A 13,110-nucleotide genomic window follows, 5' to 3' on the forward strand; every position below is an offset into this window, starting at 1 on the left:
TTTATACATTTGTTTTGCTTTAGGGGTATTCTGAAAAAGAATTGAGAGAGTCCCTTTGAACCTGATACGGCTTACACCGACGTAGGGAAAAGCAAAATTACATGACCCGCTCATGTGGTTTTTGTTTTGGATTTTTTCCTAAAGCTATTTTTATTTTAATGATAAGATAACAATGGAAAAAATACTTTGGCAGCAAGTGCAGCTTGTAAAACAAAAATCTCCCCTGGTTCACAACATCACCAACTATGTAGTCATGAACAATACAGCCAATGCCCTTTTGGCTGTTGGAGCCTCTCCCATTATGGCACATGCCCGGTCTGAGATCAAAGAAATGATCGGTATTGCCCATTCCGTGGTGATCAATATAGGAACGTTAGATGAATATTGGTCAGAGTCTATGCTTCTGGCAGCTGAAACAGCACATTCCGTAAATAAACCATGGGTTTTAGATCCTGTGGGTGCTGGAGCAACCTCTTTTCGTGATCAGGTTTTACAACAACTCTTACAATATCAACCTAGTGTTATCAGAGGAAATGCCTCAGAGATTATTGCACTGGCCAAAGCTAATACCACTGTTACTAAAGGAGTAGATAGTACCGCTCAAAGTAATGACGCGGTTCATGCTGCTCAAATACTGATGCAACACTACCATTCAACAGTCTGTATTTCCGGTGAAACGGATATTATTATAAGCCCACAGCAGAGCTTTTTCATTAAAAACGGACATCCGCTTATGACTAAAGTAACAGGTCTTGGATGTTCTGCTACAGCATTAACAGGTGCGTTTATAGGTAGTGTGGAAGATAAAACATTGGGTGTCGCTGCTGCAATGGCATTAATAGGCATTGCTGGAGAACTGGCTGTCCAGCAAAGTAAAGGCCCCGGAAGTCTTCAGGTTAACCTGATTGATAAACTGTACAATATGACAGAAGAAGAATTCATCCAAAACCTAAAGATAGAACAAAAATGAGCCTGCATCCTTTCCCCTATCAACTGTACCTTGTGATTTCTGAAGCCGATTGCATTGGAAAAAACTTTCTGACAGTTGCCGAAGAAGCCATCTTGGGCGGAGTGGATATTATCCAGCTCAGAGAAAAAAATGACAGTACCGAATTGTTCCTCCAAAAAGCCCAGAAGCTTATGGAAATTACAGAAAAGTATGGCATTCCCCTCATTATTAATGATCATATAGAAGTTGCTGAAAAAGTAAATTCTGCGGGTATTCATGTTGGGAATAGCGATACTGCACCTACTTTTTTAAGACAACAACCTTCTATCCAAAATAAAATCATTGGATATTCTATTGAGCACCTGGCCCAGCTTGAAAATGAACAGACAATGGTTTCTGATTATCTTGGTATAAGCCCTGTATTTAAAACACATACCAAAACAGATACCATTACAGAATGGGGTCTTGAAGGTGTTGCAAAAATCCGACAGCTTACAGAAAAACCGCTGGTCGCCATAGGCAGTATACATCTTGGAAACGCGAAGGAAGTCATCAACGCCGGAGCAGACTCCCTTGCAGTGGTTTCCGCAATATGTGGCGCTGCAAATCCCCAGAAAGCAGCATATGAATTAAAAAATGAAATTTTAAAATGAAAAAATACAAATACCCGTCCGTATTGACCATTGCAGGTTTTGACGGAAGTGGTGGCGCAGGTATTCAGGCAGATATCAAAACAGCTTCTGCTTTAGGCTGCTTTTCCACCTCAGTATTAACGGCCTTGCCTGTACAAAATACACAGGGAGTAAGAACAATATATCCTATTCCTGTGGAAGCAGTAGCCGATCAGATCAAAGCGATTCTGGATGATATTTTTCCAGATGCCATTAAGATAGGAATGGTACATACTCCACAGTTGGTTGAGACTATTGTTTCCACATTATCACAGTATAAAAGAATTCCGGTTGTATTTGACCCTGTAATGGTAGCTACCAGCGGGCATAGGCTTATTGAGGAGGAAACCATCACAGCGATCACAGAAAAACTATTTCCAATTGCTGATATCATTACCCCCAATATGGATGAAGCAGCAATTTTAGCCGGCATGAAAGTCGAAACGCTGGAAGATTTATATACTGCAGGTGAAAAAATAAAACAGCTAGGCTGCAAGAGCATACTTCTCAAAGGTGGCCATCAGGAAACCTCAACCATCACCTCTTTATTCTATGATGAACATGGACAATACCATACTTTTGAAACGCTGAAACTAAACACCAATAATACCCATGGTTCCGGCTGTACTCTTTCTTCTGCAATAGCTGCTTACCTGGCTCAGGGAAAAAGCTTACATGATTCTGTTTCTTTAGGACAGGACTATGTTTACGAGGCTATAAAAAACAGCATAGATGTACAGACAGGATATGGCAATGGTCCTCTTAACCACTTTTTTAATCCTCAAAAACTCATCAAAAATGAAATGGTCTGAACAAACCTGGCAAACAATAGAAGAATATTACCAGTCTATTCTTAGCATGCCTTTTATCAAAGAATTATCAGAGGGTTCCTTACCTCAGGAAAAATTCCGTTTTTATATGGCTCAGGATTCATTATACCTTGAACATTTTGGCAGAACCCTCTCCCTGATTGCCGCAAAAATTCCGGATCTCCAGGATGTTCTTACTTATATGCGGTTTGCTGAAAATGCCATTGTAGTGGAAAATGCACTGCACGAATCTTATTTTAAAGATTTCGGACTTACAGATAAAGGTGTTTTACAGCCTGCCTGCCATCATTACATTCATTTTCTGAGAAGTACCGCTGCCTTAGAATCTGTAGAAATTGCCATTGCCGCCGTGCTTCCTTGTTTTTGGATCTACAGAGAGGTTGGAAATTATATTTATCAAAACCATAATACCGTCAACAATCCTTATGAACAATGGATTGCCACCTATTCCGGAGAAGAGTTTTCAGCTGCCGTAGACCAGGCTATTTTCATCTGTGATACAATAGCAGAAAAAACCACTGAGGAAACACGAAAAAAAATGACCGAAGCTTTTATAACCGCCTCCAGAATGGAATATTATTTCTGGGAAGCAGCTTATGAATTAAAAACATGGAAGTAATTCCGTAAACAAACCGAAATTTCAGACATAAAAAAAGACTGTTCATTTTCAGAACAGTCTCCCTTCAAATTTTTATAACCATTAAAAATTAAAATTCAGTCTTGTGAAAACATATCTCCCGTTCTGCCCAAACTGAGAAGTAGAACGTGAATAAACAAACTGGTCATTATTAGTAGACGCAGGAAGGTTTTTAGTAGGATAAATATCAAATAAATTGTTTACACCGAGTGTCAGTCCAATGTTTTTGGTAAACTGATATGCCAGAGAAAGATCCGTAATAATTTTGTCTCCAATCTGCTGATGCTCATTGAATCCGATAATTCCGTCTCCGTTGGCATCAATAATATCTGCTCCCGTTACTTTTCCGAAATACGTATTTCTAAGATAGAAGCTCGCATTTTTCCATGAAAGGGTATGAGAAAGGCTGGCCTTTACTCTCGGTACGGCTTCTTCCAGATATACTCTGGATTTTTCTGAGAAATACACTTTTTCAAGCTTTGCAGACTGTAGAAGTCCTGAAGAATGAATGTCTCCTACCTGTTTAGTTTGACTAAGATTGACTGCAAAGCTGTTATCCAGTTTTAAGCCTGAAACTCTGACATTATGTGAAATAACCACATCCACCCCTTTGGTTTCCGTATCAATAGCATTGGTAAAAAGCTGTGCTCCGTTAATACCTAAATCATCATAGACTTTTTGTGCAGCAGCAGGTACATCTGCTCTTAAAAACTGGTCTGTAAGAATAATTCTGTTGTCTATTCTCGTAAAGTACCCGTCTGCTGTAAAGGTCAAATTAACAGAAGGAATTTTATAGGTAAATCCTACACTTGCAGATTTTGAGGTTTCCTGTTTCAGTTTCGGGATTTCCAATAATCCTGCTACCGCCGAATCATTACTGAAAGTTCCTACTTCCAGAAGCTGATTGTTGGTAAATAAAGTAGAAGTTACATTATAATAAATCTGATGAATAGAAGGCGCTCTGAATCCTGTAGATCCGGCAAGCCTTACATTGAAATTGGGGGCTACCTTTATTCTTGAAGCCAATTTATAATTAAAAGTAGATCCGAAATCAGAATAGTTTTCATATCGCGCAGCTGCATCCACCAATAACCAATTGGTAAAATTAAATTCCACATCTGCGTACGCCGCTACAGACTGTCTGTTTTTGTCTACTGCATTGGCAGGCTTAAATCCGCTGAATACCTGAGAGCCGCCGGGAAGTGCTGCCCCAAAGAAGTCGGTGGGCCTTTGAGAATTCCCCGTCCATACATTTCCTGAAGTATCATATGTAGCATAAGAAGCTTCCTCTCCTGCTGTTATTTTAAAATTTTCATAACGGTGTTCTGCTCCAAATGCAACATTGATTCCTTCCCAGACATCATATTTTTTTGAAAAATCCAGATTAATCGTATTTTGGGAAAATTTTAATCCTCCGGCCTTAAATTCATTGGGTGATGCAAAGCGCAAAGATGTATTTCCGGTATTCTGAATGGTATAAGTAAATGAGTTCTGCCCGAAAGTGTTACTGAAATCAATATTCCAGCCATCCCATTTCCCTTTGATCCCTGCAGCCAGTGAAATATCCTGAATATCCGTTCCAATCTGAGGCAGATAACCGTTAGCAGACAGCCCGGTAAATGTTCTGCTTTGGTTAGGTTTTCTGTAAAACCCTCCGGAAGTACCATGTCTTAGGCTATATCCTCCGAAAGAATATACTTTCCAGTTATCATTGATCGGAACTTCCATATTGACAAAAAGCTGATGATTGTTCAGCTTAGACTGTCCTACCTGCATATTGAAATCCTTTCTTGTGAGTCCTCTGTAAGCAAGTTCCTGATCAGTAACATCAAAATTCAATAAAGACTGAAGTCCTTTCTGAATAACATTTCCGTTTCCGTCTTTTATATCCTGGATGGTAGATGCCCCCTGAATGGCAGCCTGCTGATCGGCAGTAAAGTAGTTTACCCCCTGAGCATACTGATGAATAGAGTTGATGATCTGTTGTGAATTCGGGGTACTATTGATATTATTAAAAAGAGAAGAAAGATTAACCCCATTATTTAAAGCACGCTGTTCAATAGCATTATAGGCATTATAAATCGTTCCGCTTTCTGCACCGGCTCTTGAAGTAGGTTCTCTGAACTGAGAAGACCAAGTGATATTAAAGAAACCACCTTTTGTTCCTATCTTATTACCGTAATTCAAGTCTACCTGAACATTCTGACCGTCAAAATTTCCGGTATGGTCGTTGGCTGTAGGGGTCAGATTTCCTCCGTAGCTCACCTGCCCGGTTAATTTTCCGGTATCTTTTTTAAGCTCAAGGTTAATAACTCCGGCAATGGCATCTGAGCCATACTGAGCAGCCGCACCATCTCTCAGAACCTCAATCCTGTTAAGGGCAAAAGCCGGAATAGCATTCAAATCTGTTCCTACCGTTCCTCTTCCGGGTGTTCCGTTTACATTGACTAAAGCTGAAGTGTGCCTTCTTTTTCCATTAACCAATACCAATACCTGATCCGGTCCCAATCCTCTCAACTGAGCAGGATCCAGGTGATCCGTCCCATCAGAATTGGTCTGAATTGTAGAAGTAAAAGAAGGAGCCAGCGCGTTCAGAATCTGCCCTATCCCAGATTGGGGAAGAATAGCCGAAGATTCTTTGATATTGAATACATCCACAGGAACCGGGCTGTCTACTTTTGATCTTGCTCCGGCACGTGAACCTAAAACCACTACCTCTTCTACATTATTCGTTTGTATGGTGTCTTTATGTACTTTTATACTGTCTTTTTCCTGGCCATAAGCATAGGATCCCAGAAAAAATAAAACAGAAGCTGAAAAAATAGTTTTTTTATTTCTCATATAGTTTAGAATTTGATTAACCATTTATGTTTTACAGGGTGCAAATGTAAAATATATTCACTAGTCTACAAAATTAATAGACTTTGTTTTTGTAAAAAATAATTATCGTTTCTTTCTATCCCTTATTAAAGTTAGATAAATTCAAAGAGATTTTAATAAAAAAATGATATTCAATAAAGACGGGCTTTAGCCGGTTCTTTGTAAAAATAGGAAACCATCCATTGGCTTTAGCCCAAACAGAAGCCCGTATCATTATCTTGCGTATGTTGCCATTCTTAAGTTTAAGCTAAAGCCCTATTGGAAAATCATTTTTTGTAAATGGGCTAAAGCCCATTTCTATTGAATAATGGAATGAGTCCCAGAAATAATAAATGAGTTGTTCTAGGAAAATGAGTTAAGATTTGAAAGTTGAGAGTGAATGGTCAATGATTGATTCCTGGTTGTAAAGCCTTGTATTAACAACAAAAAAACGGACTCAAAATTGAATCCGTTTTTCTATATCGATAGTACTATGAGTTCTAAATCTTAGTTAATTTAGCATATTTAAGGATCAGGTTTTTCTCTCCTTCATGAATGAAAACAACTTTGGCCTTGATGTTTTGAGGATCAGTTCCGTCCAGGAAAGTCACCTGTCCGATTCCGAAACGGTCATGTCTCACTTTATCTCCTACTTCAATATCCTGAGAAGAAGCTCCACTAGGATTGATAATTTTAGCGGTACTTACAGGTTTTAGCTTTCTTACTTCCTGAGCCGGCTGTGATTGCTCTCCTTTAGCAATTGTTTTTTTCTCAACTTTTTTGAACGTCTTTTGTTCTGATGGATATTCATCAAAAATATTGGATTTAACCCCGGAATTATTGATGAATCTTTTTTCCATTGCCGGATTAATGAACTCGATAAATTCATCATCTATCTCACTCAAAAATCTCGAAGGTTCGGCATCTGTAATTTTTCCCCATTGAAAACGGGAAACAGCATAAGAGAAAAACACCTGTTTCTCAGCTCTTGTCAATGCTACATAAAATAATCGTCTTTCTTCTTCAAGATCTTCACGGGTTGCAGAACTCATGAAACTCGGGAAAAGGTTTTCTTCAAGTCCCACCAGATGAACTACCGGGAACTCAAGTCCTTTTGAAAGGTGAATGGTCATTAAAGAAACCATATCATCACCCAGGTTTTTATCCTGTGTATCTGCCGAAAGAGCAATATTTTCAAGGAAATTGGGAAGACTTGGATCTCCATCCTCAAGCTGCATCTGCTCTTCAATGAATCCCTGCATAGAGTTCATTAATTCCTGAACGTTTTCTACCCTGGAAATTCCTTCCGGAGTCTGATCATCTTTTAAGAATTTAATTAAACCACTTCGCTTTGCTACTTCCATGGCTACGCTATACGCAGTTTCGGTTTTCAATAACACCTGGAATGCCTTGATCATAGACCAAAAGTCATTCAGCTTGTTTAAAACACCATTATTTAAACCCAGTTGAGGGGCATACATCGGAAGATTATCCAATACTTTTGACACAGAAACATTTTGAGCATCCGCAAAGACGATCAATTTATTCTGTGTGGTTTCCCCTATCCCTCTTGCCGGATAATTAATAATTCTCATCAGCGCTTCAGAATCATTTTCATTGACCAAAAGACGCAGGTATCCGATAAGGTCTTTCACCTCTTTCCTTTGATAGAAAGAAAGACCACCATATACTTTATAGGGAATATTTTTACGTCTCAAAGCATCTTCAAATGCTCTTGTCTGAGAGTTTGTTCTGTATAAAATAGCAAAATCGCTGTATTTTCTCTGATCACGGTTCCGAAGTTCCCAAATATTTCCGGCCACAAAATTCGCTTCATCAGCATCAGAAAGTGAGCGGTAAATTTTGATTTTATCCCCTTCTTCGTTATCACTGAAAACATTTTTCTTAAACTGCTGAAGGTTTTTTGCAATAACTACATTGGCAGCATTTACAATCGTTTGGGTTGATCGGTAATTCTGTTCCAGAGAAACCGTTACCGCATCCGGATAATCTTTTTTAAAGTTTAAGATATTATAGATATTGGCACCACGGAAAGAGTAAATAGACTGTGCATCATCTCCTACCACACAGATATTTTCAAATTTTGAAGCCAGTGCTTTTACAATAAGATACTGAGAATGGTTCGTATCCTGGTACTCATCTACCAAAATATATCTGAATCTATCCTGGTATTTTGCCAGAATCTCCGGAAAACGGGTTAATAATTCGTTAGTTTTTAACAGCAAGTCATCGAAATCCATAGCTCCATTTCTAAAGCATGCATCTACATATCTCTGATAAATCTGTCCGATAAACTTCATATTGGCCTTTTCATCCGCTTCCATCAGTTCCGGATTATTGAAATAAGCTTTTACCGTAATCAGGTTATTTTTATAAGTAGAGATTCTTGCCTGAACTTTCTTGGGCTTATAAAGATCAGCATCGATATTCATATCCTTCAGGACTTTTTTAATTACGTTCAGAGCATCCTGTTGATCATAAATAGTAAAGTTGGAAGGGTAACCAAGGTAATGAGCCTCTATTCTTAAAATCCTTGCAAAAACAGAGTGAAAAGTTCCCATCCAAAGGCTTCTTGCATTACTGTCTCCCACTACTTTTGCGATACGCTCTTTCATCTCACGTGCCGCTTTGTTGGTAAAGGTAAGAGCCAGGATATTGAAAGGATCCACCTTATTGTTGATCAGGTGGGCAATACGCATAGTAAGTACACGTGTTTTCCCGGAACCGGCTCCTGCAAGCACCATCAGAGGGCCTTGTAAAGAGGTAACGGCTTCATATTGTGATTCATTGAGTCCTTTCAGATAATCCATACTGCAAAAAAAATTTGGGAGTACAAAATTAATGTATTCAGAGGAGAATTCAAACTTTGATTAGAGAAGTTAGAAATTATAGGGTCTGGAGTGGACATAAGAGACTTAGAGATGGGAAACTTGAGGCAAAACGCTACAACCGGCAGTTATAATTCATAAAGTTTGAATTAATGGATCAGCCAGGCGAGCTAACGATTCATCATTTACTTATTCTTTTTAGCTTATAACTCTATTTCTGTAACATTTAATTCACTTTTCCTACTAATTGGTAAACAATTTCTAACTTTATGAAAAAGCGATTTCTCTCTGCTGCTGCCGTAGCTTTCTTCGGAATGATACTGAATGCTCAGCAAATCAAATTTGAAGAGTATGATCTTCCGAACGGTCTTCACGTAATTCTTCATCAGGATAATTCTGCTCCGGTAGTTACTACAGGGGTTATGTATCACGTAGGAGCAAAGGATGAAGTGAAAGGCAGAACCGGTTTTGCACACTTCTTTGAACACCTTTTATTTGAAGGGACTCCCAACATCAAAAGAGGTGAATGGTTTAAGATCGTTTCTTCAAACGGAGGACAGAACAATGCCAATACAACCAATGACAGAACATATTACTATGAAACCTTCCCTTCCAACAACGAGCAGCTGGGTCTTTGGATGGAATCAGAAAGAATGCGTGCTTCTGTAATCAATCAAATTGGAGTGGACACTCAGAGAGAAGTAGTAAAAGAGGAAAAAAGAATGAGAATGGATAACCAGCCTTATGGAAATCTTTTCCCAACTATCCAGAAAAATCTTTTCACCAATCACCCATACAACTGGCCTACTATTGGGTCTATGGATGATCTTAATGCTGCGAAGCTTGAAGAATTCCAGGCATTTTATAAAAAATACTATGTTCCCAACAATGCTACATTAGTGGTGGCGGGAGACATCAAACCTGAACAAACAAAAAAATGGATTCAGGAATATTACGGCGGTCTTCCCAAAGGAACTCTTTATCCAAAAGATTTCCCTAAAGATGCCCCTATCACTCAGGAAAAAGAAGTTACAGCAACTGATCCCAACATCCAGCTTCCGGCTTATGTTTTCGCATACAGAACACCGGCCAATAAAGAGAAAGATGCTTATGTATTAGATATGCTTTCTTCTTACTTAAGCAGTGGAAAATCATCTGTTTTATACAAAAAGCTAGTAGATCAGGAGAAAAAAGCACTTCAGGTAGCTGCTTTTAACCAGGGACTTGAAGATTACAGTATTTTCGCATTCTTTGCTATTCCGATGGGACAGACTACCAAACAGACTCTACAGGCTGATATTGATGCAGAGATCAAAAAACTTCAGACGACTTTAATTTCTGATGAAGATTATCAAAAGCTTCAGAACCAGTTTGAAAATCAGTTTGTCAACCAGAACTCAAGTATTCAGGGAATAGCTGCATCGTTAGCTACTAATCATGTATTGATGGGAAATACCAATCTTATCAATAAAGAAATAGACATTTACAGATCTATTAGCAAACAAGATCTTCAAAATGCAGCTAAAAAATATCTGAATTCCAACCAAAGAGTCATTATCAACTACGTTCCTGAGAAAAAATAATTTACCCATGAAAAAGCAATTTACCTATATAGCAGCGGCATTTTTATTTGCAGGAATGCTTTCCGCACAAAAAATTGACATCAATGCAATGCCAAAACCGGGGCCTACTCCTGCCATCAACATTGCCCAACCCAAAACCTTCCAGCTAAGCAACGGGCTTACTGTAATGGTTGTTGAAAACAACAAACTTCCAAGGGTTAATACAACTCTTTCTATGGACAGGCCTCCTTACTATGAAGGAAACATAGCTGGTGTAAGCCACCTTATGGCAGAACAGCTGGACAATGGAACCACGAATCTAAGCAAAGATGAGTTTAATAAAAAAGTGGACTTTCTGGGAGCTAATATCAGCTTTAGCTCTACCGGAGCTACTTCCAACTCGCTTTCAAAATATTTCCCGGAAGTATTGGGACTTATGGCTGATGCAATCGTTAATCCAAAGTTCTCTGCAGAAGAAATTCAAAATGCAAAGGAAAGAATTATTGAAGGCTTAAAAGCTGATGAAAAAAATGCATCTTCTATTGCCTCAAAAGTTTCTAATGCCTTGATATATGGAAAAAACACGTCAAGAGGAGAATTTGAAACGGTAGAATCCATCAACAAGATCCAGCTGGCAGATGTACAAAATATTTACAACAAATATTATACTCCGGATAATGCATATTTAGTGATTGTAGGAGATGTAAAATTTGATCAGGTGAAACCTTTGATTGAAAAGGCTTTTGGAAACTGGAAAAAATCAAATACAAAATTTGCTGCTTTAGAACCGGCTTCCAATCTTTCCAAAACAGAAGTGAATGTCGTGGATGTTCCTACCGCGGTACAGTCTGTATTATCGGTAAGCAACCTGAACAGTCTTAAAATGAAGGATCCTAATTACTTCCCTGCTACAATAGCCAACTATATTTTAGGTGGCGGAGGTGAAGCCAGGCTCTTCATGAATCTTAGAGAAAAAAACGGGTTTACTTATGGAGCTTATTCCAGCATGACTGCAAGCAAATATTCTCCGGAATTTTCAGCTGAAACCAGCGTAAGAAATGAGGTTACGGATAAAGCTGTAAAAGAATTAATGAATGAGCTTAATGCCATTTCTACCGTAAAACCTGAAGAATTGGAAAATGCTAAGGCCAAATTGAAAGGTTCTTTCATCATGTCTCTTGAAAAGCCTGAAACAATTGCAAGATTTGCTGTAAACCAAAAAATTCAGAATCTTCCTTCAGATTTTTATACCAACTATTTAAAGTCTATTGACAAAGTAACAGCTGCCGATGTTTCCAATGCTGTGAAAACAACGATTCTTCCCAACCAAAGCAGAATTTTCATCGCCGGTAAAGCATCGGATATTTCTGAAGGATTAGAAAAATTAGGATATCCTGTAAAATATTTCGATAAAGAAGCGAACCCCGTAGCAAAACCTGCGGCACAGAAAGTAGATACCAGTGTGACTATTGCCTCTGTTGCAGATAAATACATCAATGCCATTGGCGGTTTAGTAGCTGTTCAGAAAGTAACTTCCATCACAGCGGATGCCACTACCAAACTTCAGGGAATGGATATGAGCATGAAGCTTACTCAGGCCAAAGGTGGAAAAATGGCTATGGATATGAAAATGATGGGCAATACCATCCAGAAAATCATTTTTGACGGTAAAGATGGATATGCAGAAACGCAAGGACAAAAAATCCCTCTAAATGACAAGCAAAAGGCTTCTATGGCAGAACCGGAACTTTTCCCGGAACTGACTTTTGCAAAATCTTCTGATTTTAAACTCGCAGGAATTGAAAAATATAATAATGAAGATTCCTACGTGATAAAAGGAGCTAAACAAACCTATTACTACAGTGTAAAAACGGGTCTAAAAACCGGAGAAATAAAAATGGGAGAAGGAGGTGCTATTCCAACCAGTTTTGCAGACTATAAAGATGTTTCAGGAGTAAAGTTTCCGTTTACCATCATCCAGAATATGGGAGGAATGGAAATCAATATGACTGTACAATCCTATGTGCTTAACCAGGCTAAGGATTCTGATTTTAAGTAAAATTTTCAGATATATCAATAAAACGGCAGCAGAGAAGCTGCCGTTTTATTTTTGCCGATAAGATAAAATTCAAATTTGATCCGGAATCTGTATGTAAAAAGAGAATAACCCTTAAGTGGCCTTAAAGCAGTCTAAAGATGTAATGCACCGCCTGCTTTGCTGTTTATATTTTCTTCCAATCTTAAATTTTAAGCTCAAAAGTATTGTCTGATCTCTAAACTTTTGCACTTGATTCACATTTACTGTCATCTTTTTTTGTCGTTCAGTAAAAAAAGGTTAAATTTGCCCATTCAAAAAGATATCAGAATTAATGGATACTATATTTACACTATTGATGGTTCTTATTATGATTGCCAGTGTTTTATTGGTGATTGTTGTTATGGCTCAAAATCCTAAAGGAGGAGGCCTTTCCAGTACATTCGGAGGTGCATCATCTGCACAGTTCGGAGTACAAAGAACCAATGATTTCATGGAAAAAGCAACATGGACTCTAGGCGGAACAATCATTGTTCTTATTCTTTTAAGTGTTGTGATTACCGGTAAACCGTCACAAGCGGCTCCTGCACAACAACCTGTAAAAAAGGAAGCTCCGGCTAAGCAATCAGCTCCTGCTTCTTCTACAACTACAGCTCCGGTTCAGGCTCCTGTAACCCCAGCTAAATAAGAAAGTTATTACTTTACATAGAACAAAAGC

9 protein-coding genes and 1 riboswitch are annotated in these 13,110 nt (G+C 38.5%); of the genes, 7 read left to right on the plus strand and 2 right to left on the minus strand.

What is annotated here, in order from left to right; all coding sequences use genetic code 11:
• Positions 1-11: 11 nt before the first annotated feature.
• A riboswitch (TPP riboswitch) is annotated at positions 12-105 on the plus strand.
• Between the two features lie 67 nt (positions 106-172).
• From thiM to tenA, 4 genes are read left to right on the plus strand one after another with little or no spacing between them, the layout of a single operon-like run.
• Entirely contained in the window at positions 173-970 is a 798-nt protein-coding gene (gene thiM / locus JML65_RS12090) for a hydroxyethylthiazole kinase (RefSeq protein WP_202271010.1), read from the plus strand.
• Positions 967-1,602 carry a thiamine phosphate synthase gene (thiE, locus tag JML65_RS12095; protein WP_202271011.1) on the plus strand — a complete coding sequence of 212 codons (636 nt, stop codon included), beginning with the start codon at positions 967-969 and terminating at the stop codon, positions 1,600-1,602. Before thiM ends, thiE begins: the two co-directional genes overlap by 4 nt.
• Positions 1,599-2,432, plus strand: coding sequence for a bifunctional hydroxymethylpyrimidine kinase/phosphomethylpyrimidine kinase (gene thiD, locus JML65_RS12100; RefSeq protein WP_202271012.1), 834 nt, complete (start codon positions 1,599-1,601; stop codon positions 2,430-2,432). The genes thiE and thiD overlap by 4 nt, the downstream gene beginning before the upstream one ends.
• The gene (tenA, locus tag JML65_RS12105) at positions 2,419-3,069 is read left to right on the plus strand and encodes a thiaminase II (protein ID WP_202271013.1); all 651 of its coding nucleotides are present in this window, start codon (positions 2,419-2,421) and stop codon (positions 3,067-3,069) included. The genes thiD and tenA overlap by 14 nt, the downstream gene beginning before the upstream one ends.
• A gap of 81 nt (positions 3,070-3,150) precedes the next feature.
• Here the strand turns inward: tenA and JML65_RS12110 are convergent, their stop codons facing one another.
• Positions 3,151-5,928, minus strand: a complete 2,778-nt coding sequence (locus JML65_RS12110) for a TonB-dependent receptor plug domain-containing protein (RefSeq protein WP_237390870.1) — start codon at positions 5,926-5,928, stop codon at positions 3,151-3,153.
• Between the two features lie 518 nt (positions 5,929-6,446).
• Complete coding sequence (locus tag JML65_RS12115; RefSeq protein WP_047493862.1) at positions 6,447-8,777, minus strand: ATP-dependent helicase; 2,331 nt, start codon at positions 8,775-8,777, stop codon at positions 6,447-6,449.
• A 287-nt stretch (positions 8,778-9,064) separates the two neighbouring features.
• Here JML65_RS12115 and JML65_RS12120 point away from each other — a divergent pair, with 287 nt between their 5' ends.
• From JML65_RS12120 to secG, 3 genes are all read left to right on the plus strand, one after another.
• Positions 9,065-10,378 (plus strand): M16 family metallopeptidase, encoded by a 1,314-nt coding sequence (locus JML65_RS12120; RefSeq protein WP_202271014.1) that lies wholly within the window; start codon positions 9,065-9,067, stop codon positions 10,376-10,378.
• 7 nt (positions 10,379-10,385) lie between these two features.
• Entirely contained in the window at positions 10,386-12,416 is a 2,031-nt protein-coding gene (locus tag JML65_RS12125; protein WP_202271015.1) for a M16 family metallopeptidase, read from the plus strand.
• Between the two features lie 310 nt (positions 12,417-12,726).
• The gene (secG, locus tag JML65_RS12130; RefSeq protein ID WP_047493852.1) at positions 12,727-13,080 is read left to right on the plus strand and encodes a preprotein translocase subunit SecG; all 354 of its coding nucleotides are present in this window, start codon (positions 12,727-12,729) and stop codon (positions 13,078-13,080) included.
• Positions 13,081-13,110: the final 30 nt, after the last annotated feature.

The sequence above is a fragment of the Chryseobacterium sp. KMC2 genome (assembly GCF_016756935.1).
GTDB classification, from domain to species: Bacteria; Bacteroidota; Bacteroidia; order Flavobacteriales; family Weeksellaceae; genus Chryseobacterium; species Chryseobacterium rhizosphaerae.